The 21565-nt window shown below is 47.9% G+C and carries 23 protein-coding genes; 10 read left to right on the forward strand and 13 right to left on the reverse strand.

What is annotated here, in order from left to right; genetic code table 11:
* Positions 1-285 precede the first annotated feature (285 nt).
* Positions 286-366, forward strand: coding sequence for a hypothetical protein (locus tag AX755_RS26095; protein WP_418250438.1), 81 nt, complete (start codon positions 286-288; stop codon positions 364-366).
* Positions 353-577 (forward strand): DUF2594 family protein, encoded by a 225-nt coding sequence (locus AX755_RS16950; protein ID WP_013096025.1) that lies wholly within the window; start codon positions 353-355, stop codon positions 575-577. The genes AX755_RS26095 and AX755_RS16950 overlap by 14 nt, the downstream gene beginning before the upstream one ends.
* Positions 578-642: 65 nt before the next feature.
* On the opposite strand, the gene sdiA is transcribed toward AX755_RS16950, so the two are convergent.
* From sdiA to AX755_RS17000, 10 genes are all read right to left on the reverse strand, one after another.
* On the reverse strand, positions 643-1365 hold the full coding sequence (gene sdiA, locus AX755_RS16955; protein WP_023622078.1) for a transcriptional regulator SdiA: 723 nt from the start codon (positions 1363-1365) through the stop codon (positions 643-645).
* Between the two features lie 221 nt (positions 1366-1586).
* Positions 1587-2339, reverse strand: a complete 753-nt coding sequence (gene tcyN, locus AX755_RS16960; protein ID WP_013096023.1) for an L-cystine ABC transporter ATP-binding protein TcyN — start codon at positions 2337-2339, stop codon at positions 1587-1589.
* A complete protein-coding gene (gene tcyL / locus AX755_RS16965; RefSeq protein WP_013096022.1) occupies positions 2336-3004 on the reverse strand; it encodes a cystine ABC transporter permease in 669 nt (222 codons plus the stop codon). Before tcyL ends, tcyN begins: the two co-directional genes overlap by 4 nt.
* Before the next feature lie 21 nt (positions 3005-3025).
* Positions 3026-4012: a D-cysteine desulfhydrase gene (gene dcyD / locus AX755_RS16970; RefSeq protein ID WP_014832456.1), complete on the reverse strand. Its 987-nt coding sequence runs from the start codon at positions 4010-4012 to the stop codon at positions 3026-3028.
* Between the two features lie 107 nt (positions 4013-4119).
* Complete coding sequence (gene tcyJ / locus AX755_RS16975) at positions 4120-4920, reverse strand: cystine ABC transporter substrate-binding protein (protein ID WP_048972056.1); 801 nt, start codon at positions 4918-4920, stop codon at positions 4120-4122.
* Positions 4921-5006: 86 nt separating this feature from the next.
* Positions 5007-5558 carry a flagella biosynthesis regulatory protein FliZ gene (gene fliZ, locus AX755_RS16980; RefSeq protein WP_013096019.1) on the reverse strand — a complete coding sequence of 184 codons (552 nt, stop codon included), beginning with the start codon at positions 5556-5558 and terminating at the stop codon, positions 5007-5009.
* Positions 5559-5612: 54 nt separating this feature from the next.
* Positions 5613-6332 (reverse strand): RNA polymerase sigma factor FliA, encoded by a 720-nt coding sequence (locus AX755_RS16985; RefSeq protein WP_013096018.1) that lies wholly within the window; start codon positions 6330-6332, stop codon positions 5613-5615.
* A 173-nt stretch (positions 6333-6505) separates the two neighbouring features.
* Entirely contained in the window at positions 6506-7324 is an 819-nt protein-coding gene (locus AX755_RS16990; protein ID WP_062857127.1) for a glycosyltransferase family 2 protein, read from the reverse strand.
* A 15-nt stretch (positions 7325-7339) separates the two neighbouring features.
* The gene (locus AX755_RS16995; RefSeq protein WP_062857128.1) at positions 7340-10978 is read right to left on the reverse strand and encodes a glycosyltransferase; all 3639 of its coding nucleotides are present in this window, start codon (positions 10976-10978) and stop codon (positions 7340-7342) included.
* 91 nt (positions 10979-11069) lie between these two features.
* Positions 11070-11921 (reverse strand): flagellin N-terminal helical domain-containing protein, encoded by an 852-nt coding sequence (locus tag AX755_RS17000; protein ID WP_062857129.1) that lies wholly within the window; start codon positions 11919-11921, stop codon positions 11070-11072.
* A gap of 355 nt (positions 11922-12276) precedes the next feature.
* Between AX755_RS17000 and fliD the strand changes: the two genes are divergently transcribed.
* Genes fliD through amyA form a run of 4 tightly spaced genes read left to right on the forward strand, consistent with a single transcriptional unit; the run spans position 12277 to position 16045 of the window.
* Positions 12277-13707 carry a flagellar filament capping protein FliD gene (gene fliD / locus AX755_RS17005; protein WP_062857130.1) on the forward strand — a complete coding sequence of 477 codons (1431 nt, stop codon included), beginning with the start codon at positions 12277-12279 and terminating at the stop codon, positions 13705-13707.
* A 13-nt stretch (positions 13708-13720) separates the two neighbouring features.
* The gene (gene fliS, locus AX755_RS17010; RefSeq protein ID WP_062857131.1) at positions 13721-14131 is read left to right on the forward strand and encodes a flagellar export chaperone FliS; all 411 of its coding nucleotides are present in this window, start codon (positions 13721-13723) and stop codon (positions 14129-14131) included.
* Positions 14131-14505, forward strand: coding sequence for a flagella biosynthesis regulatory protein FliT (gene fliT, locus AX755_RS17015; protein ID WP_062857132.1), 375 nt, complete (start codon positions 14131-14133; stop codon positions 14503-14505). Before fliS ends, fliT begins: the two co-directional genes overlap by 1 nt.
* A 52-nt stretch (positions 14506-14557) precedes the next feature.
* Positions 14558-16045, forward strand: a complete 1488-nt coding sequence (gene amyA / locus AX755_RS17020; RefSeq protein ID WP_062857133.1) for an alpha-amylase — start codon at positions 14558-14560, stop codon at positions 16043-16045.
* A 74-nt stretch (positions 16046-16119) separates the two neighbouring features.
* Here amyA and yedD read toward each other — a convergent pair whose 3' ends face one another.
* Both yedD and AX755_RS17030 read right to left on the reverse strand, forming a co-directional pair.
* A complete protein-coding gene (gene yedD, locus AX755_RS17025; protein WP_013096004.1) occupies positions 16120-16533 on the reverse strand; it encodes a lipoprotein YedD in 414 nt (137 codons plus the stop codon).
* 232 nt (positions 16534-16765) lie between these two features.
* Positions 16766-17155 (reverse strand): HumD family translesion DNA polymerase, encoded by a 390-nt coding sequence (locus tag AX755_RS17030; protein ID WP_062857134.1) that lies wholly within the window; start codon positions 17153-17155, stop codon positions 16766-16768.
* 124 nt (positions 17156-17279) lie between these two features.
* Between AX755_RS17030 and AX755_RS17035 the strand changes: the two genes are divergently transcribed.
* The 4 genes from AX755_RS17035 to AX755_RS17055 are packed head-to-tail and all read left to right on the forward strand — an operon-like array spanning position 17280 to position 20218.
* Positions 17280-17642 (forward strand): GtrA family protein, encoded by a 363-nt coding sequence (locus AX755_RS17035; protein ID WP_062857135.1) that lies wholly within the window; start codon positions 17280-17282, stop codon positions 17640-17642.
* On the forward strand, positions 17639-18559 hold the full coding sequence (locus tag AX755_RS17040) for a glycosyltransferase family 2 protein (RefSeq protein WP_062857136.1): 921 nt from the start codon (positions 17639-17641) through the stop codon (positions 18557-18559). The genes AX755_RS17035 and AX755_RS17040 overlap by 4 nt, the downstream gene beginning before the upstream one ends.
* Before the next feature lie 5 nt (positions 18560-18564).
* On the forward strand, positions 18565-19020 hold the full coding sequence (locus AX755_RS17045; protein ID WP_045620333.1) for a hypothetical protein: 456 nt from the start codon (positions 18565-18567) through the stop codon (positions 19018-19020).
* Positions 18995-20218: a DUF6056 family protein gene (locus tag AX755_RS17055; RefSeq protein WP_127348423.1), complete on the forward strand. Its 1224-nt coding sequence runs from the start codon at positions 18995-18997 to the stop codon at positions 20216-20218. Before AX755_RS17045 ends, AX755_RS17055 begins: the two co-directional genes overlap by 26 nt.
* A 43-nt stretch (positions 20219-20261) precedes the next feature.
* On the opposite strand, the gene AX755_RS25380 is transcribed toward AX755_RS17055, so the two are convergent.
* Positions 20262-21323, reverse strand: a complete 1062-nt coding sequence (locus tag AX755_RS25380) for a hypothetical protein (RefSeq protein WP_146095412.1) — start codon at positions 21321-21323, stop codon at positions 20262-20264.
* Positions 21324-21565: the final 242 nt, after the last annotated feature.

Below are 21565 nucleotides of genomic sequence, written 5' to 3' on the forward strand. Positions count from 1 at the left end.
TTTTGGAAATTAGCCTGTACAGATGCTGGAAAGAAAGCCCGCGCGGTGAGCGCTTGTACGGCTTTTTTTAAGCATCTGTATTCAAAAGGTTACAAAAATAGCTGCCCCGTCACGGTCAAAAAAACAGTTCTCAAATTTTTGTAACAATAATTAACGGCAAGCGAACCGGCCATAAACAATTAATAATCTTCGACCCTGTACAGTTTACTGGCACGCGGTGTTTATGCAAATAAACACCCTGCGGAAAAGTATGAAAAACAACCGCTGCATTTTTTGGAACAGCTTGTGGTATACTCCGCCGCCTTGACTTGCATCATCGCGCGCGAGCGCTGTTTTATAACGAGGAAAATAAATGAGCACACCTGAATTTGCAACTGCGGAGAATAGCCAGGAACTGGCCCAGGAAGTCAACTGCCTGAAAGCCCTGCTGACGCTGATGTTACAGGCAATGGGTCAGGCTGACGCCGGACGTGTGATCATTAAAATGGAAAAGCAAATCGCGCAGATGGAAAACCAGGCTGAGTCAGCGGTATTTGCCAATACCGTTAAGCAAATTAAACAAGCCTACCGTCAGTAAAAAAAACGGCTGAATGTGTTGCATTCAGCCGTTATCTCGTCTGGCACGCAGAACGTTCTCTCTGCTCAGATTAACCCTGTCGCCGCCGCGTAACACGCAATCTGCGTCTTGTTTGGCGCGTTGAATTTCTTCTGCATATTCTTCTGATGGAAGTTAACGGTATTCTCCGAGATAGAGAGAATGATCGCTATTTCCGCTGATGTCTTCCCTTCAGCAGTCCATTTCAGAATTTCCCGCTCACGTTTGCTGAATTTCATTTCGGGTGGCATCACCATCTCATCTTCAAAACGCAGCAGGCTGGTTAACGCCATTTGCAGCAGCATCTGCAACCGCAGCTCTAATTCTTCGCTGGTGATCGCGCCCGCCTGAACGCTGGTACACGAAACGGACAGGAAACCAAGCGCGTGATTTGGCAGCATCAGGCACTGTGTTATTCCCTTACGCAAGCCATGGTCGCGTGCGCCATTCCATAATGCCTCAGCATCCGCGAATAATTCATCCGTCCAGGGTAAATGGCCCTGAATGAAATTCTCCGGTTTGAGCACTGGATCAATGGCGAAATAATTCTCTGACTGATATTGCGCCATCCACCGTTGTGGATACGTGGCGTGTACAGATATCCTGGGGCGCGTAAATGGCACAGGATGGCGTACACAGAGTGCGTAATAATCAAATTCGAGCGCCTGAGTTTGTCGCTGTAGTTCCTGATATACCTCACTGGCACTGGTCAGTGCCTGAAACCGGAGGAAGCAATCCCGTCGCCAGGTGAAAAAGTCTGAATCCTTCATACTTACTAAATGAAGCCTCTGAAATGATATTCATTATTAAGGTGAATATAACCTAACACATAAAACTTATTTCTAACCACAAAATATCGGCAATAGCACAATTAACTTTAGTTTTGATAAGGTTTATCTGTACTGAGCGGAATAAAAAAACATGGCAGACGAAACCGCGAGAGAATAATTTGCTCCAGAAGAAAAATCTGGAGCAAATGCGTGCAAAAATGCTACTGCATAAGGAATTTTTCAAGGAATTGACGGGTTCGCGGCTGCTGCGGGTTGGCAAATAAACTTTTTGCCGGCCCCTGCTCCACAATCCGTCCTTGATCCATGAAAATAGCCCGGTCGGCGACGTCACGGGCAAAGCTCATTTCGTGAGTCACAATGACCATGGTGCGTTTTTCCTGTGCCAACTGACGAATAGTGTTAAGCACCTCGCCCACCAGCTCAGGATCGAGCGCAGAAGTGGGTTCGTCAAAGAGGATCACATCCGGGCGCATTGCCAGCGCGCGGGCTATCGCCACACGCTGCTGTTGCCCGCCCGAAAGACGACGCGGATAGCTGGTCTCTTTCCCTGCCAGCCCCACTTTGGCAAGCAGTTCACGCGCACGCGCCGTGGCTTCCTCTTTTGGTTCACCTTTCACAATCACCGGACCTTCAATAATGTTCTCCAGCACCGTCCGGTGCGGGAACAGATTGAAGCTCTGGAAAACAAACCCCACGTGCTGGCGCAGCTGGCGGATCAGGCCTTTTTGCTGGCTGATGGATTTACCGGTATCAATGGTGATCTCCCCAACCCGAATGGTGCCTCCCTCCGGCTGTTCAAGCAGGTTAATGCTGCGCAGCAGCGTGGTTTTTCCTGAGCCGCTCGGGCCGATAATCGCCACCACTTCACCCTGCTCCACCTCCAGATCGATCCCGTGGAGCACCGTTTGCCCGTGGAATTTCTTCACCAGGTTTTTAACGTCGATAGCACTCATTTTGGATCACGCTCCTGGCGGTTAAGCTGGTTTTCAAAATAGTTTTGCAGGGCAGACAGCACCGTTGCCATCACCCAGTAGATCAGCGAGGCAGCAAGATACATGGTAAACACTTCAAGCGTGCGCGAGGTGATAAGCTGCGCCTGACGGAACAGCTCCGGCACCTGAATCGTCGCCGCCAGCGAGGTGTCTTTCACCAGGCTGATAAAGCTGTTGCTGAGCGGCGGCAACGCCACCCGCGCCGCCTGCGGCAGAATGGCCCGGCGCAAGGTTTGCCACGGTGTCATACCGATACTGGCTGCGGCTTCCCACTGCCCTTTATCAATCGACGAAATTGCCGCACGCAGGGTTTCCGAGGTATACGCCGCCGTATTAAGCGACAGACCAATCATCGCCGCCGGGATCGGGTCCAGTTCAATCCCGAACTGCGGTAAACCGTAGTAGATCATAAAGAGCTGCGCGATAAGCGGCGTGCCGCGAAACACAGAGATATAAAAACGAGCCAGCCAGCGCACCGGCCAGACGGGCGACATACGCATTAAGGCCAGCACAAACCCGAGTACCAGGCCGAAGAACATGCCACCAATACTGAGTTGTAATGTAAACACCGCGCCTTTCAGCAGGAACGGCAGCGAATCGATAACCAGTTGAATACTTTCTTGCATTATTATTTTTCGACCTGATTTTTAGACATGAGGATGATAGGCAAACAGCGCGGGCGCCCCGCCGGTGTGCACAAATAAAATCGGCCCTTCATCCTTAAAGCGTTTCTGCGCAATGCCATCAATAAGCCCGGCCATCGCTTTGCCCGTATAGACCGGATCAAGCAATATCCCCTCGAGGCGCGCCAGCAGTTTAACCGCTTCCATCCCCTCTTCGTTCGGCGTGCCGTAACCCGGCGCAAAATAGTCGTCCCAGAGCAGAATATCGGCCTTTGCCTTCAGCTCCAGCTGCCCGGCCACCGCCTGCTGCAAGCTCACCACTTTGGGTTTCTGATCTGCAACGCTGCGCGATACCGTTACACCAATCAGCTCCACCTCCGGCAGCAGTTGCTCCAGACCGACGGCCAGCCCCGCGTGCGTCCCCGCACTGCCGGAAGCAACCACCACTGAGGAGAGGCTTACCGCCCCCTCACACTGCTGAGCAATTTCCAGCGCGCTTTCCACATACCCCAGCGCACCCAGCGCATTCGACCCGCCCACTGGAATGACATAGGGACGGAAACCCTGTGCTTCCAGACGTGTGGCCAGCTCATCGAGTTGTGCGGTCGGGTCGGTTAACGCGTCGACCATTTCAACCTGGACATTAAATAGATCCAACAGCAGACGGTTTCCGTTGGTCAGGTAGTTTTCTGCCCGCGTACCGATTGGGTTTTCCAGCAATGCCACACAGTGCAGCCCGAGTTTTGCCGCCACCGCCGCCGTCTGACGAACGTGGTTGGACTGAATCGCGCCTGCGGTGATGAGGGTATCAGCCCCTTCACGCAGCGCGTCAGCCGCCAGAAACTCCAGTTTGCGCAGCTTATTGCCCCCCATCGCCATTGGCGTCACGTCATCACGCTTAATAAAAATATCGCGTCCTAAATAGTCAGAAAATCGCGGCAGATACTCCAGCGGTGTCGGCGCGCCGATAAACTCCAGGCGGGGAAAGCGCGTTAAATTCTGTAGTGACATGGGTTCTCCGGTAACTCAGACAAAATGTGATATTTTTCATTATGCACGCAGACGCGTAAGAAATAAAAAAGGCGCTTTTAAAAGCGCCTTTTTTTAACGTCAAAGACTTATTTGGTGACGTCTGCCCCAAACCACTTCTCAGAAAGCGCTTTCAGGCTGCCGTCTTTTTGCATATCCGCAATGGCGGAGTCGATCGCCTTGACCAGGTCTTCGTTACCTTTACGGACAGCAACCCCTGATTCCTGACGAGAGAACGCATCACCGGCGACCGCCAGGGTGTTGTTGGTTTTCTTCACCAGATCCAGTGCCGCCAGACGGTCAACCAGGATGGCATCGATACGGCCAACGCGGAGATCCTGGTATTTTGTCGGGTCATCATCATAGGTGCGGATATCCACACCCTGAACGTTCTGGCGCAGCCACTCTTCGTAGTTGGTTCCCAGACCGACACCGACTTTTTTACCTTTCAGATCCGCGGCCGTTTTGATTGAGCCTTCGTTGCCTTTCTTCACCAGCGCCTGGATACCGGACACGGTGTACGGCGTGGAGAAGTCATACTTCTTCTTACGCTCGTCAGAAATGGTCACCTGGTTAATCACCACATCAATACGTTTGGAATCCAGCGACGCCAGCATACCGTCCCATTTGGTCGGTTTCAGGGACGCTTTCACGCCAAGGTGTTTCGCCAGTTCTTCCGCAAATTCCACTTCGAAACCGGTCAGTTTACCGTCATCACCCTGGAAGCTGAACGGAGGATAGGTTCCTTCCAGCCCGACCAACAGCGTACCGCGCTCTTTCACTTTGTTAAGCAGGTTCTCTGCGGCGAAGGTGTTCACGCTCATTCCCGCGACCAGCGCAACGGCCATAACGCCCATCAGCGCCTGACGACCCAGAAGTGCTAATTTCATAAGTACCCCGATATAGTGGAATTTTTGTGTAGTGTAGAGAAATCGCCTGCAAGGTCAAAGGCGACTGCGCTACATCTTATTCTTTTTTAATATATATCAGAAGTTGTCCCGGCGTGGGCTTTCTGCTTTACCGCCGCCGGCATTTGGACCTTATATTGTGCGTACTTGCGCAGCGCAATACGGTAGTTATTAGTACTGGTCGCAGGCAGCCACGGCTCCAGGTTTTCATCCAGATAGCCGGTCTTGAGCAGATCGCGGGAAATGTTATTCACGGTCAGATGCTGTCCCAGGCGACGCAGGCGAACTACGTATTCGCGAACGGTCCCGTGACTCATCTCGGTCTGTTCAAACAGGAACTGTTTGAAACCGATAATATCGAAGAAGTCGCTTTGCTCTTTGCAGTGGAGATCGCCACAGAAACGGCAAAGCGCCACCCACTCTTTCTGCTCTTCGAGCCACGCGGCTTCGTCCATCAACGTGTCGAGACGAGAAATCGCAATTTTGTTGACGATTTCGCCACGACGAACCAGCGTGATACGATCGAGTAACTTGTTACAGTGGGCGCAATGCGTCTGGCTGTGTTTAAAGTCTTTCAGGTAGCGGCTTAAAGGCCGTCTTTTAGATTGCTGCACCGTCATGATAACTCCTGGTTGTCAATACGTTGTGCGGCATTTTTCAGGTGAATCAATCACCTATAACTTACCCAGCTTGGTTCGTAAGCGTTTGATGGCCTGGCTGTGCAGCTGGCTTACCCGCGACTCTCCCACTTCCAGAACAGCGCCAATCTCTTTGAGATTAAGCTCTTCCTGATAATAGAGGGTTAACACCAGCTGTTCGCGCTCTGGCAAAGCTTCAATGGCTTCCATCACGCGCTGGCGTAAATTACCTTCCATTAAATGGTGTAACGGGTTTTCTTGCTGATGCTCATCCGTCACCAGCTCGATGCTATCGCCATGCTCTTCGCGCCACTCGTCATAAGAGAAGAGTTGGCTATTATTGGTATCGAGCAACATCTGACGATACTCTTCAACAGGAATACCAAGCCGTTCCGCCACTTCCGTTTCCGTCGCGTTGCGTCCCAGTTCCTGTTCCAGCTGCCCCATCGCATGCGCCACTTCGCGCGCGTTGCGGCGAACACTGCGCGGCACCCAGTCCCGGCTGCGCAGCTCGTCCAGCATCGCACCACGAATACGCTGAACTGCGTAAGTGGTAAATGCCGTTCCTTGCAGAGCGTCGTATCGGTCAACTGCATTCAATAACCCGATACCGCCCGCCTGTAGCAGATCGTCCAGTTCCACGCTCGCCGGCAAACGCACCTGGAGGCGCAATGCTTCGTGACGCACCAGCGGGACATAACGCTGCCACAGCGAGTGTTTATCCATTACACCTTCAGCGGTATAGAGTGAATTCACGATAAACAGCCCTGCGTTAGTTGAGTTATCGGCATGATTATCCGATTCTGCAGGGGTTTTAATCGGGTGAATAATGGGTGAAATAGACGGTTATTTTGACTGTAGGTGAAAAAAGGCACGCCGACGCAAGCCTGCATCTGCAGCTGATCGCATGAAAATATTGTTCCTTGGAACTAGTTTTTCGCACCATATCTGCCATGTATTTTTTCTAGTATTTTGGTCGTTTTGTTTGCATTTTCAAATGGAATGTCTGCGGGCAGGTAACCATGTTTCTGGTTAAAATACTGAAGGGCAACAGTTAGAATTGCACGATAATTTAACTCACCTGAAATCGTTGATTGTGTAAGACTCCAGCCTTCATCGCCAATATATTCTTGCGAATCCGCGATATCAGCAAAATAACCGAACGGGGGATGCATACCGGCGTTAATAATCGCGATGGTATGCTCAACATGTTCCATAGCATTATAGAAGCGTTCGTCCATCAAACCGACAGTCTCAATCACCAGAGCAGTGTAGTAGCTGAACGCTCCCACGCAGAAGGGAAACATAAAGAGTTTTTCAGCACCGTAATCACAACGCATCCGTACACGCGGATGTCCATGTTCATCAACATTTTGTTTACCGTGCTGACTAAAGTTAAAATGTTGCACGCCCGTCAGACGCGACAGTTCAATATATCGAAAAAAGACGTCGCTATGTTTTACAAACACGTCATCTTCTATAAGAAAATAATGATCCACGTCTCTTTCACGCAGGTACGATAATGCTCGGTTCTTGCTGATCCCTACACCGGCATTTTCATCATTAAGAATATAGTGACATTCCAACGCTGAATACTCATCAAAATGTTCACCATCATTGACGATAACCAGTTCATCGATGTATTCGCGTGGAAGAGAGTTAAAGAGCTTAAGTAAGCCTTCCTTACGATTATAAGTGACAATCCCCACACCAATTTTTTTACCCTGATACATATAACTCTCACCCATTTATAGTTTCAGACATTAGCCTAACCAAGCGCGCTGCCAGTCATCCAGGCCGCTATCTTTTAGCATCCAATCGCGATGTACGGCGCTGCGTAACGCATCTCCGGCACGCTCAAGCGCATCGCCGGCATAAATGTGTTCACGAACGGCAGCAATCCATGCTTCAGGCGTATTTTTCACCCGCTGCACAGGCAAGCCGCAACGGTAAGGTTCAATATCTGTACAGATAATAGGAACCCCACAACTGCCAAGTTCCAGCAAACGCAAATTGCTTTTACATTCGTTGAACAGATTAATCTCCAGCGGAACTAACGCCAGGTCGAGATCCAATTCACTCAGTTTTTGCGGGTAATGTTCAAATGGCACAGGCAAATGGAACTCGCATGTCACCCCTACTGGTTTCATGCCCATAAACACCCATTCCACTTCGTTTTGTAATTCACGAATGAGCGGCAATAGTATTTCAAGATCGCCGGTATGGCTCGACCCGCCAGCCCAGCCCACACGTGGTTTTTCCCCTCGCCGTTTCGTGGACTTAAGATGTCCCCACAGATCCATATCCAGCCTATTTTTCGCTACGCGAATATCCGAATGGAAACGAGAGTACGCTTCTGCCAGAGGCTCTGTAGATACAACAACCCAGTCAGCCAGCGCCATACCCGCACTCAATCGGTTCTGGATATCTTTTGGTATATTGCTCCTGAAAATGTTTTTCTCCGGGACATTAATGTAGTAATCATCAAATTCCATGATTATTTTGGCATCACAAACCTGGCGATAGCGCCTCACCGTCTGGGGAATATCGTCGGCGATCGGTACTTCCAGTATTAAACGATCGGGCTGGAATTGTGCCACTTCCATCACCGTTGGCAAACCGAGAATCAATCCACCATCGGCCTTCAGTTCCTGCTGTAAAGCTCGAAAAGGCTTGATGACGCGATAATTACCGCAGCCTGTCCAGTTAACGTGCGAGCCCATAACTACCGGCAACGGTTTGCCTGGCAACACATGAGGTAAACGCGACATGCGGGTATTCAGGCTAAACGCTGAGCCGAGACGGTTCATATTCGGGTTGTAATAAGGATCGCGCGCCAGTTCCGCCCCCCATTTACCCAAAAGCGCGTCATGGCATGAGTCATCCGCATGTGCGACCACTGCGAATTTTTCCGGGAACAGGCGTGTGGCACCTCCCATGTGTTTTACCGTACTGAAAGGCGTCCAGAGGGTAAGATACCCCTGCGCTTTCGCGTTTAAGGCCAGATCAACATCGGCGTAATAAATGGGGAAATGAACTTCATCGAAACCACCGAGTTCATCAAACACCGCCTTTCGCATCATCATGCAAGCTGCGCTGACGGCATGAGCGCCGCGAGGGATTTTCAGACAACTCAGGAAACCGCTCTCGCCCGCCTGGCTGCCTTTCCCGCCAACGATCACACCGTCGTTAACGCCGGTAATGTAGCCACCATGTTCGAGAGTCCCGTCCGGATACTCCAGTTTGCTGCCGACAATCGCGACCTCCGGACGCTGCGCATGTTCAAGCAGTGCCCCCATCCAGTTACCGTCGACGATTTCGATATCGTTATTCATAAACAACAGGTAGTCCCCTGTTGCATGACGGCTCGCGTAGTTGTTGATGGCGGCAAAGTTAAAGTCAGCATCCCAGTGTAGCACTTTGATCTGTGCAAGCTGTAATGCCTCAAGCTGGTCCAGGTAAATTCTTGCATCTTTATCCGTTGAACCATTATCGATAATAATGATTTCATACTGACGGTAATACGTTTTCTCCATCAGCGAATCGATGCAGCGTTGTAATAGAACGAAACGATCTTTGGTTGGAATAATTACCGACACTTTCGCGGCAACAGGTAACGCATACTCCACCTTCTGGATACCGTCATTTTCAATAGATTTGATCTCTGCCAGAATGCCACAGCGGTATAAATGCCCTTCAGTGATGCTCTTGATCTCCAGCCTGATGGCCGGTTCCTGGCACCATTCACTCATGTTCACAGCTCTGGCAATCAGCGCCTCCGGGATATGCCCGATAACGGCAGGTCCTTTTTCTTCTATGAGTTTCCAACATAAATCGATATGGCCCAGTGTCGGAAAGGCTGTATCAAATCCTTTGTGTCGACGTATCGCCTCGGTAGCAATAATCACACTCGAACCGATATACGGATGCGCACGCAGCATATCAATATCGCATTTTGGCTTTAGGATTAAGCCATCTTCTTTATTGTCTCTGACGATCAGTTCATCAAAATACCAGAATTCTTTCTGCGGTTCCCGCATCGCAAACTCGGCAAAGGTGAGCAACGCATGCTCTTCAAGGGTATCGCCCGCATCAATTATCAATACCTTCGCTGACGTAATCCCTTCTACCGCCAGATTTAGCTCCGTTGCGGTTATCCCAATGATACATACAGACTCTGCTCTGAGTATTTGCTTCTCTAGCGAATCGAGTGTCATGCGCAGCTTATTCTGTGCTCCCACACGATCGATAACAATGGCTGCAATGCTGGCACATTCAGGGAAGGATTGAAGCAAAGTCGCAACAATTGCGGAACGCAACTGGTCAGGCTTTCTGTCTTTCAGCCAGCTACTGACCGAACGCGTTTTTTCTTCGCCGAGACTTTCCATGACTTTGCGGTGAAATTCGAGGCGACGTCCCTGCTCTTCGGTAATTTGCAATTTTTTTGGTGCGGGGGCTCGGTCAAGAATTTTGCCGACAATAGTGTCCAGAGAAAATTGTGAGATTGCCTCGGCACGAAATTCCCGCGCCCAGAGGGCTGCCTGGCAGTAGCCCTCAACGATCTCTTGTGCCCAGCGATGTTGATTCGTGATCTTTTTTGCACCCGTCAGGCCAAAATGGTAATCGCTGCGTTCGAGCAAATTACTTTCAGTCAAATAACCATGAGAGGAGATGCCGTCCGAAATCACTACCGGTAACCCCATACTCATGGCCAGCACCACGCGGCCTTCATCGCCAATCACCAGCTGGTATTGTGAGAGTAATTCTGGCGTTACGGGGCTAGGCATAGAATCCAAATTGTAGTAATCCAGTTTGATTTTTTTTCTGCTGAATGCCTCAATTTGATCTAATAAATTATTATTATATCCGGAAGAAATAAGCAGGATTTTTTCAAGCTTACCAGATAACTTGACCTTTGTTGAAGCAAAGTGATTGTTAATCGTGAGCGGGAATACTTTTAATCGTGATTGTCTAATCCCTTTCTCAACTAAACGAACATAACTGGTAGTGGAACAGGCCAGACTGATGCTTGATAGCGCATTCTCTACCTCACAACCGTAGGGTAAATCATAATCAGCATAGCTATAGAAATGATGAAAAAAGACTGTGGCGACAAACTTCCCTTGCATAAAGGCGGTATTTAGCGAGGTGGGAATATAACCATTAAATATCCACATCAGATCGTAGGCGTCGTGCAGGCTAACCTGACTCTGCTCCAAAAAACGAATGGTTTTATTTTCACTAATAAAATTAAGGCTATTTTGCCAGTACCGCCCCAAAGCTCTAGCAACAATATCAACCTGCCAGCCGTGACGATGAAAATATTCAACCAGATCAAAAAAAATACTCTCGTGTTGACCGTAATGCTCGAGTCTGTCAATGGTTAGTAAAATTTTTCGCATAATATTTTCACATCTATCAACGTGGGAAAGGGTTGGTCCGGATAACAAAAACCCGGCATTGCCGGGTTTCTGAATATCAAAGGGGTACAGATTAACGCAGCAGAGACAGCATAGTCTGTGGAACCTGGTTTGCCTGAGACAGAACAGAAGTACCAGCCTGTTGCAGGATCTGCGCACGTGACATGTTGGAAACTTCGGTGGCGTAGTCAGCATCCTGAATACGGGACTGTGCAGCAGACAGGTTAGTCACAGAGTTGTTCAGGTTATTCACCGTGGATTCGAAACGGTTTTGCATCGCACCCAGATTACTACGAGCACCATCTATGCCCTTAAGCGCAGTGTCAACTGCATCGATAACATCTTGCGCAGAGGTAGTATCGGTGATATTTGATGCGGTTCCAGACAGAACCGTACCAGAAGCCAGAGAGCTGAGCTGAGCATTAATCAGGGAGTCAGAGCCAATGGTGATGGTATCGCCTGAAGCCGTGTTAGCACCAACCTGGATGCTCACTCCGCCGCTCTGAGAACCATCCAGCAAGTTTTTACCGTTGAAGTTTGCAGCACCTGCAATACGATTGATTTCGCTCATACGCTGGGTAATTTCAGTGTTGATAGAGTCGAGATCACTTTTTTGGTTGGTGCCGTTTGCTGCCTGTACGGACAGTTCACGAATACGCTGTAAGTTGGTGTTGATTTCGTTCAGGTTGCCTTCAGCGGTCTGAATCATGGAGATGCCATCGTTGGCGTTACGGGCAGCCTGAGTCATACCTTTAATCTGAGCGGTCATACGGTTAGAAATCGCCTGACCAGCAGCATCATCTTTAGCGCTATTGATACGCATACCAGAAGACAGGCGCTCAATCGCAGTGCCCAGAGCAGACTGAGATTTGTTCAGGTTGTTCTGAGTGGACAGGGATAACAGGTTAGTATTGATTACTGCCATAATTTAATTCCTTCAAATTGGATTCAAGGTTCGGTGCCTAACACTCACGGCGTCTCTCACCGTCTACAGGGTTATCGACGCACCTGAAAAAGACTTTAGAAATTTTGATGAATTTTTTTTAACTTACTGTTTTAAAAGAAAAACACCACACACCACCCTATTCATGATCAGAAAGCTAACGTTGAGTGCATCTTATCTGGTGCGAAAAGCGGAACAAATCAATAGCCCTATATGGCAACAGGCCCACCTTCTATTCGGACGATAATTTTTTTTCATTAACCTTAAACTAATTTTAAATAACGCCGATAACTAGCTGAAACTACCATTGCTACCATTGACTAAAGGAAATTAACTAATGGCAAGTGCAACAATTAGTAGCCTGGGCGTGGGTTCTGGTCTGGACCTCCAAACCCTTTACACAAATCTTGAAAATGCTGAAAATACAAAGCTAACAACGATCACTAACCAGCAAAGCTCATATAACGCACAACTGAGCGCATTCAGTAAACTGCAAAGCGCCATGCAAAGCCTGAATACTGCTACGGCAGCGCTGGCAAAAGCGGACACTTGGAATGCGACGTCTGTAGGCTCAACCAACAATTCCTTTACTGCCACCACTACAACGGGAGCCAGCGTCAATAATTACAATATTCGGGTTCTCTCGATGGCTAAGTCACAGATGTTGACTTCAGCCAGTCAGGCCAGCGCAACGGCACAACTTGGTGAGACCACCGGCAGCACACGTACTATTACCATTGAACAAACAGGGGTCAATAAGCCGCTTACTGTTGAGCTTTCCGATTCTGATACATCGCTCAATGGTATTGCCAGCGCTATTAATAAAGCTAATGGCAACATCACTGCCAGCGTTGTTAAGGCGAAAGATGGTGATTACACACTGATGCTCACGTCCAAAACGACGGGCACAGAAAATGATATGACCATAACCGTGAGCGGTGATGATACGCTGCAAGGTATCATTGGCTACGAGTCATCAACCGGTTCCGGAGGAATGACGGAGAAAGTTGCGTCTACAAATGCGAAGGTCGATATAAATGGTATCACCGTCGAGCGTTCTACTAACACCATCACCGATGCACTGCCAGGCATCACACTGAGCCTGAAGTCTGAAAGCACCAGTAGCGAAAATCTGATCATAGATCGTTCTACAGATGCCACACAAAAGGCGATCACCGACTGGGCTACCGCTTATAACTCCCTGCAGTCAACCATAACCTCTATTACCAAATATACCAAAGTTGAAGCAGGTGAGGATCAATCTGCAAACAATGGCGCATTACTTGGGGACAGCACCGTACGTTCTGTACAGGCACAGTTACGTGGATTGTTGACCGAGGTACAATCCGGCTCTTACGCAATTTTGGCACAATTGGGCGTCACTCAGGATCCCACTAAGGGTGCAGATGGCACGCTGGGTAATTTGAAGGTTGACGCCACTAAACTGACCAAAGCACTAAGCGATAATCCAGAAGGGGTGCAAGCCTACTTTATGGGCGACGGCAAGACAAACGGTCTGGCGACCCAGATGGGTATCACACTCACCAACATGCTGAGCACAACGGCAGGTAAAGAAGGAATAATCAAAAATGCTACTGACGGTATTAACACCACGCTCAAAACGTTAAGCAAACGTTACGATGCGATGGAAGCCAGTATCGAAGCCACCATGGCACGCTATAAGGCACAGTTTACCAGTCTAGATACGTTAGTCAGTAAATTAAACAACACGGCAAGTTATCTAACGCAACAATTTAGCTCCAAGTAGCTAAGGAACGTTAATGTACTCACATAATAGCGCAAGAGCGTACGAGCAGATTGGACTGGAGAGTGCAGTAATGAGCGCAAGTCCCCATCAGCTTGTGACCATGCTTTTTGACGGGGCACTGAGTGCCCTTGTTCGCGCTCGCCTCTTTCTTGAGGAGGGGCGCATCAGTGAAAAAGGGGAAGCTTTATCCAAGGCGATCAATATTATCGACAATGGCCTGAAGGCGGGGCTAAATATGGAAGTTGAAGGTGATTTGTCTGCTAATCTCTCCGCGCTATATGACTACATGGTTAGGAGGTTATTACAGGCAAATTTGCATAATGACCCAAAAGCGATTGTCGAGGTAGAGGATTTAATAAATAACATTGCTGACGCATGGAAACAAATAGGCCCTAATGCCACCTCCTTCCAGGATACTTTTTGATGAATAATCCCAGCTCTTCACTTAGCGCCTGGCAGGCGCTTTATAGACTCAGTATCAAAATGTTAAAGCTCGCGCATTCAGGTCTATGGGATGAGCTAATAAAACACGAAATTGATTACGTTTTACTGGTTGAAACGATTTCGAAACACCCGATTTTAAGCGACTCACCCTCCCAGATTGAGCAGGCAAGGTGGTTTCTCGATAACATTCTGAAAAATGAGCGCGAGCTTAAGGAATTGCTTGCAGTCCGCATGGACGAACTGCGCAGCCTCATTGATCAAACCGGTAAACAGCAATCCATCACATCAACCTATGGAAAGCTGTCAGGGAATATTCTTTATCCAGAAAGTTTGACCCGCGACACACAATTATGATTTCTTCATCCATACTCCAGAAGTCAGCCAAACGGCTTCTGGAGCACGGACGATGAAAAACCCCACCCTGTTACAATGCTTTCACTGGTATTACCCTGCAGGCGGTGAATTGTGGCGAGAGGTCACGGCATTAGCCCCCAATCTTAACGAAATCGGCATCAATATGATCTGGCTGCCGCCAGCCTATAAAGGCGCATCGGGCGGTTACTCGGTCGGGTATGATTCTTACGATCTGTTTGATCTCGGCGAGTTTGACCAGAAAGGCAGTGTTGCCACCAAATACGGTGATAAAGCCCAGCTTCTGGAAGCCATTGATGCGCTCAAAAGTAATAACATCGCGGTGCTGCTGGATGTGGTGGTTAACCACAAAATGGGCGCCGATGAGAAAGAGCACGTTCGCGTTCAGCGCGTGAACGAACAGGACCGCACGCAAATCGATGATGAAATCATCGAGTGCGAAGCCTGGACCCGTTACACCTTCCCTGCCCGCGCCGGACAGTATTCGCAGTTCGTCTGGGATTACAAATGCTTTAGCGGCATCGACCACATCGAAAACCCCGATGAGGATGGCATCTTCAAAATCGTCAATGACTACACCGGCGAAGGCTGGAACGATCAGGTCGATGACGAAATGGGTAATTTCGACTATCTGATGGGCGAAAATATCGATTTCCGTAACCATGCCGTGACGGAGGAGATCAAGTACTGGGCGCGCTGGGTCATGGAACAAACCGGCTGCGACGGATTCCGCCTGGATGCGGTCAAACACATCCCCGCCTGGTTCTATAAGGAGTGGATTGAACACGTTCAGGAAGTGGCGACGCAGCCGCTGTTCATTGTCGCGGAATACTGGTCCCACGAGGTGGATAAACTGCAGGGTTATATTAATCAGGTCGAGGGGAAAACGATGCTGTTTGATGCCCCCCTGCAGATGAAATTCCACGAGGCCTCGCGCCAGGGGCGGGACTACGACATGAGCCAGATTTTCACCGGCACGCTGGTGGAGGCCGATCCGTTCCATGCGGTGACGCTGGTTGCCAACCATGACACCCAGCCGTTGCAGGCGCTTGAAGCCCCGGTGGAAGCCTGGTTTAAACCGCTGGCCTACGCCCTGATCCTGCTGCGGGAAAATGGCGTGCCGAGCGTGTTTTATCCCGATCTCTTTGGCGCCAGCTATGACGATACCGGGGGAGACGGTGAAACTTACCACATTGATATGCCGGTGATTGAGCAACTGCACGAGCTGATCCTCGCCCGTCAGCGCTTTGCCCACGGCGTGCAGACGCTGTTTTTTGACCACCCTAACTGCATCGCATTCAGCCGCAGTGGCACGGAAGAGGATCCCGGTTGCGTGGTGGTGATGTCCAACGGTGATGATGGCGAGAAGGTGATTTGCCTTGGGGAAAACTACGGCAACAAAACCTGGCGTGATTTTCTCGGCAATCGTGAAGAAACGGTGACCACCGCAGCGGATGGCGAAGGGACATTTACCTGCAAAGGCGGAAGCGTGAGCGTGTGGGTGATTGAGGATGCATTGTAGTATTTGAAGAGTGCGGCCAGATGCCCTCACCCCGGCCCTCTCCCACAGGGAGAGGGTGCAAACACCAAAAACAGCTACGGTAGCTTACTTTCCAGCGGATTTTTGCTCAGGTAATCGGCACACTCCACCGTTGGGCGATCGACCTTCTGCAGCTCCATGCCATCATACTCCAGCACCGAGCCATCGCGCTCCAGCGGGTAGATATCCAGCTTGCTGGTTACGTTGTAATAGCTGTCTGAACGCAGCATGATTTTTCCCGGCACGGCAATTACGCGCTGCCATTGACGGCAGTCCAGCGTATCGCCCTCCTCCGTCACCACCAGCGTGGCAATCGCCTCCGGGCTGACCATTTTGCTCTGCGGCCCCTTTGACTGCCAGTATCCCGCCAGATGTGCCGGAACAGGATGTTTAATCACATCCTTGTAGCTATCTACCTGTACGCACCCGGTGAGTGCCAGCAGCGCGCCAGCAATTGCTATTTTTTTCATCATCTTTCCTGCATTCGAAGAAAAAAATATTGTGGCATTAAAGCGCTAAGGCTGCCAGCGAAGATCGTCCAGGTCTTAGACCTGCATCCCCATCACATGAGCATACATTTTTCATAATCGACAAAGATCGTCCAAGAGCGCACCAAATAACAGATGGTTAGAGTCGTTGAAATCATCAGTCGTCTAAGTTCACCTTAGAACGAGTGCTGTTTTATGCCCCACCCATGCCCCATCACATCACCGGGCAGTCGTCGAACTCACCAGAACGCGCATCGTTGATGCTATAGGTGATCACCCCAAACACCGGCCGTGAAGTATCAGAGACATCATCCTTCAACGGTAACGACTCCCTCCTTCCATTTTCAGGGTTTTCCAGGTGCGGATGAGGATGTGTCCTGTATCGCATGATCCTGAACTCACCTTCTACAGCACAGACAAGCAAAGAACCGTCTTTTGGCGTCAGTGATGAATCGACGATGAGCATGGCACCCTTCATGATCCCCGCACGAAGATATGTCGCGCCGGCTATCATCATGTACGTGGCTGATGGATGAGCGATAAGTCGCTTGTCGAGCGATATGCGCTCCTCTACATAGTCTGCTGCAGGGCTCGGGAATCCCATAACTCACCTCCGATAGTTGCTGTATGCATATACAGTATTTCAGCTTTTGAAATTGATCAAGTGCTGATCAGATTGGTCTTAGGTGGTAAACTCCGCTTCATTTTAAAACGACCACACAACTCATATGCTTAAGTTATTCTCGAAGTACCTAACTGTAGGGGTGTTCAACACCGCCATCCACTGGATTGTCTTTGCAGCGGGTGTCTATACGTTTTCGGTTAACCAGGCTGCCGCCAACTTCCTGGCGTTCGCTGTCGCGGTAACATTTTCGTTCTTCGCAAACGCAGCTTTCACCTTCAAGTCCAAGCCGAAAGCAAAAGGATATTTTCTCTTCGTGACATTCATGGGTTTGATGAGCGTTTTAGTAGGTAAGCTTTCTGATTACTATCAGATATCGCCAATCATCACTCTTGTAGAGTTCTCGCTGTTGAGCCTTGTTTGCGGATTCTTTTATTCAAGATATGTAGTTTTTAGGGAAGCAAAATGAAGATTTCACTGGTAGTTCCTGTCTTCAACGAAGAAGACGCGATACCTATTTTTTATAAAACCGTCCGGGAATTTGAAGACCTTAAAAAATATGAGGTAGAGATAGTATTCATCAATGATGGGAGTAAAGACGCGACCGAGTCAATTATTAACGCGCTTGCTGTTGCCGATCCGCTTGTGGTTCCACTGTCCTTTACGCGCAACTTTGGTAAAGAGCCCGCACTTTTCGCTGGCCTTGACCATGCAAGGGGTGACGCAATTATCCCAATAGACGTAGACCTTCAGGACCCTATCGAGGTAATACCGCATCTGGTTGATAAATGGCAGGCCGGGGCTGATATGGTGCTGGCTAAGAGAACCGATCGTTCTACAGATGGCCGACTGAAACGCAAAACGGCTGAGTGGTTCTATAAGCTCCATAACAAAATCAGCAATCCGCAGATCGAAGAAAACGTAGGTGACTTCCGCCTGATGTCTCGCGAAGTTGTTGAAAACATTAAACTCATGCCTGAGCGCAACCTTTTCATGAAGGGAGTATTAAGCTGGGTAGGCGGAAGTACTGATGTGGTTGAGTACGCTCGCGCAGAACGAGTTGCCGGAAATACAAAATTCAATGGCTGGAAGTTATGGAATCTCGCGCTTGAGGGCATAACAAGCTTCTCAACATTCCCGCTCAGAATGTGGACATACATTGGTTTAGCCGTTGCTGGGATGTCATTCTTTTACGGAGCATGGATGGTGATTGATACTTTAGCCTTCGGGAATCCAGTCCGCGGGTATCCATCGCTACTTGTTTCGGTTCTGTTCCTCGGTGGAGTGCAACTCATAGGCATTGGAGTTCTAGGTGAGTACATAGGAAGAATATACATAGAGTCCAAGGGTAGACCTCGCTACATCCTTAAGAGAAGGAATAAGTGAATCCTATGCCTGATTTTATTAATCGATATATTAACTATATATGGCTTTGTTTAACTGCTGCCTCTGCGTTAATTGTTTTGCTTGTTTTTTTAGTCTGGAACGCCTGTACTCTGAACAAGCCAAAGAGTGTAGTTATGGACCTCGAGAATGTCCATGTTGATGAGTGCTCTTTTGATAAACACCGCATAAAGGTCGTCGGGTGGGCATTCACTGAAGGCGAGCCATCATCTATTAATCGCGTTTTCGCTTATAAGACGAACGGAGAGGCTGTGGAGGTTATGTCGTCAGTTGTCATGAGGCCTGACGTAACTCGTTATTTTAACAAGAAACTCTCATACGACAGGGCTGGTTTCTCAGCTTCTAAACGCATTTTCAATGCAGATGATTACAGTGGAGAGATTGAAGTAATATCAGAGGATTATAGCGGAGTTGGTCATGCCAAAAGATTCAGTTGCAAATAAATGGATAGGGGTATCGCTAATATCTATGGCGACACTCTATTTATTAACAATATCCATGAACGTATCGTTGCGTGACTATAACGACGATGCTTTTTACCTCTCTGCTTTTGAGAGTGGTGAATTTATAAGTTTTCTTTCTCACCAATACCAGACATGGAGTGGCAGGGTGTTGGTTGACGCTTTGATGATAAGCACTATAGGATACCGCACCTTTTGGTTATTTGGTATTCCTGCGTCTCTGCTCTTGTTGGCATACTCTTGCTGCAAGATGACATCATCCAGGACGGGTTTAATACCAATAGCATTGTTCGTTATATTGTTTGCAAGCATGCCAGTTCAGGTAATAAATGACTCTGTATTCTGGGTTACAGGATTTTATAACTATTTATTACCTACATCAGTGGCATTCTATGTATTCTCGGTTTTTTTATCAGGGATCGATTCAAAAGCCCACAAAATAATATCCGTAGTTCTTGCGTTTTATATTTCTTATATGGAGCAAGCCGCGCTTTGTTTTTTAGTCGCAATGGCTTTAGCTTTTGTATTTAAAAGAGACTACATCACTAAATTTAGCGTACTACTTTTCGTGATTGTTTTAGTTAATTTTATCATTTGTATAAAATCTCCTGGGAGTGAGCAAAGGCTATATCTTGAAACATGGAATAGATTGCCACAGTTCAAATACTATAATGTATTCATAAAGTTTTCATTAGGCCTTGATAAGATTAATGAACTTATCATATATGTTGTTAATCTACCGTTAATTATTTTCTGCATCCTGCTATCATATTACAGGCTCACTATTGGAAAGCTTAGCATCTCCGTTAAGTTTTCTATAGTTTTCTCCTTTGCATATGCCATATTGCAGTTAATTAGACTTCTTTCACCAGCCATGAACTCTCATTTCTTTTTTAATTTGGGAGATATCTCTGGAGAGACATTCTTTACATTGTACAAGTATATGTCTTACGTATTACTGACAATGTTATTGACATGCCTGGTTACTATTATGCTTGACTTGACTTATCATGACCATTCATTCCTCATTCCAATTGTAGCGTTGTTAGTTGGCGTTATATCTGTAACAGCCATGGGTTTCTCTCCAACGGTATTTATATCTGGATTCAGGGTGGATTTTATTTTTGAGGTGATTTGCTCTTTCATGAGCATATTTGTAGTAAATAAAATACTGAAATAAAGGAAGCGCCATCTGGATCATCCCTGGATGGCGCATTTGTTGCTTACGGTGTTATGTATGAATAATCAGACTTCATTCTTTCAGTTTCCGCATAGCTCAAGGCGTTAGCCCTTCCGCACATACCATATTGGCCCCTATTCATCCTAAATCCAGTGACATAGGTGGTCATTGCTGATGGGTGGCTATTTCCTATCTCTACAGTAACTAACGAGCCTGATGAATTTGCATCCCTTGAGCTAATGGTGATTGTAGCTTCACTCCATGAGGCAGCGGAATCAAGGTTTCGCAAATCCAACTGATACTTAGTTCCGTCTGGGTTGTAAATAGATGTTTTAACGACATTAGTTACCGCCTGGGATGTGTTGATTAGGAACTGAATAGTAACGAACTCATAGTTGATAAGATCAGCTCTTGGGAACTGGAAATAAATCGTACTTGTAGCTCCAGCGATAGCAGATAGCGATCCTATGTATCTAGCATTCCTTAAATCTTGTCTTGGAGTGCCAGCGCCAGTCCTGGTAAATGTAGCTGCTCCAGAGGACTTAGCAAACCATCCTGGGGCGATTGCCGTTGATGCATTTGCTGGTATAGACACAGTTGCATTGTCTATATACACGAGATCTGAGTTTAATGCCGGAATATCTATCCCATATTTATCTACTACAGCTACGTAGTTTGTTGTCATTGGCAATAGTGGCATATTAGCTGCTGAAATTCTTCCAGCAATAATCTTCTGAAATGCTAAGTCGTTAATCTTTACAATTGGGGGAATATAAGCGGTCACAGGCGGTGTATTAGTAATATTTACATCATCTAATATAATCTCATTTAATAAAACTGAATTATTTGCTGTTCTAATGAAAGAGTTAGTGTTAAGCCCATGGAAATTACAATATACATTTTTAATACTAATGCCAGTGTAATTGTTTACAGGTGCAGCTATATTATCTCCAATTTCAATTACATTTTGCCCCCCTGCCAGCATTTCGTTGTAGAGTCTATCAATAACAGCATATGAAGATGGGTATCCAAGTTTTATCGCTATGAGGCTATTTTCGCTAGAGTTATCAGTAATAGAAGCGGCTACTCCTGATGAATAAAGCATAACTCCACCAGTACCAGCGCCTAGCCACTTACATCGATTTTGGGTAAATGTCAGACGGCTATTACCAGAATATTTATCCGTTGCAGAGCCTTCATCATCTGCTGCTTTGCAAAAATTCCCCCCCTTATCTGTGTAGTCTGCGAATGTATTCCCTCTGACTGACCTGCTCCCCGTTGATTAGTACACCCCGATGTTAGTAATGTCTTCATAAGCCACATGAGGACATCCCCATGAAGAAGCGT

Origin of the sequence: Enterobacter sp. SENG-6, assembly GCF_001605945.1 — a bacterium.
Classification (GTDB): domain Bacteria; phylum Pseudomonadota; class Gammaproteobacteria; order Enterobacterales; family Enterobacteriaceae; genus Enterobacter; species Enterobacter cloacae.

Coding starts and splice junctions, on each gene's coding strand:
- sdiA (WP_023622078.1), bottom strand. CDS start 1,365: ATGAAGGATTCAGACTTTTTCACCTGGCGACGGGATTGCTTCCTCCGG.
- tcyJ (WP_048972056.1), bottom strand. CDS start 4,920: ATGAAATTAGCACTTCTGGGTCGTCAGGCGCTGATGGGCGTTATGGCC.
- fliZ (WP_013096019.1), bottom strand. CDS start 5,558: ATGACGGTGCAGCAATCTAAAAGACGGCCTTTAAGCCGCTACCTGAAA.
- AX755_RS16995 (WP_062857128.1), bottom strand. CDS start 10,978: ATGCGAAAAATTTTACTAACCATTGACAGACTCGAGCATTACGGTCAA.
- yedD (WP_013096004.1), bottom strand. CDS start 16,533: ATGAAAAAAATAGCAATTGCTGGCGCGCTGCTGGCACTCACCGGGTGC.
- AX755_RS17000 (WP_062857129.1), bottom strand. CDS start 11,921: ATGGCAGTAATCAATACTAACCTGTTATCCCTGTCCACTCAGAACAAC.
- fliS (WP_062857131.1), top strand. CDS start 13,721: ATGTACTCACATAATAGCGCAAGAGCGTACGAGCAGATTGGACTGGAG.
- AX755_RS17035 (WP_062857135.1), top strand. CDS start 17,280: ATGCTTAAGTTATTCTCGAAGTACCTAACTGTAGGGGTGTTCAACACC.
- AX755_RS17055 (WP_127348423.1), top strand. CDS start 18,995: ATGCCAAAAGATTCAGTTGCAAATAAATGGATAGGGGTATCGCTAATA.
- AX755_RS16990 (WP_062857127.1), bottom strand. CDS start 7,324: ATGGGTGAGAGTTATATGTATCAGGGTAAAAAAATTGGTGTGGGGATT.
- fliT (WP_062857132.1), top strand. CDS start 14,131: ATGAATAATCCCAGCTCTTCACTTAGCGCCTGGCAGGCGCTTTATAGA.
- tcyL (WP_013096022.1), bottom strand. CDS start 3,004: ATGCAAGAAAGTATTCAACTGGTTATCGATTCGCTGCCGTTCCTGCTG.
- fliD (WP_062857130.1), top strand. CDS start 12,277: ATGGCAAGTGCAACAATTAGTAGCCTGGGCGTGGGTTCTGGTCTGGAC.
- AX755_RS16950 (WP_013096025.1), top strand. CDS start 353: ATGAGCACACCTGAATTTGCAACTGCGGAGAATAGCCAGGAACTGGCC.
- tcyN (WP_013096023.1), bottom strand. CDS start 2,339: ATGAGTGCTATCGACGTTAAAAACCTGGTGAAGAAATTCCACGGGCAA.
- AX755_RS17040 (WP_062857136.1), top strand. CDS start 17,639: ATGAAGATTTCACTGGTAGTTCCTGTCTTCAACGAAGAAGACGCGATA.
- AX755_RS25380 (WP_146095412.1), bottom strand. CDS start 21,323: ATGCTTTATTCATCAGGAGTAGCCGCTTCTATTACTGATAACTCTAGC.
- dcyD (WP_014832456.1), bottom strand. CDS start 4,012: ATGTCACTACAGAATTTAACGCGCTTTCCCCGCCTGGAGTTTATCGGC.
- AX755_RS17045 (WP_045620333.1), top strand. CDS start 18,565: ATGCCTGATTTTATTAATCGATATATTAACTATATATGGCTTTGTTTA.
- AX755_RS17030 (WP_062857134.1), bottom strand. CDS start 17,155: ATGGGATTCCCGAGCCCTGCAGCAGACTATGTAGAGGAGCGCATATCG.
- amyA (WP_062857133.1), top strand. CDS start 14,558: ATGAAAAACCCCACCCTGTTACAATGCTTTCACTGGTATTACCCTGCA.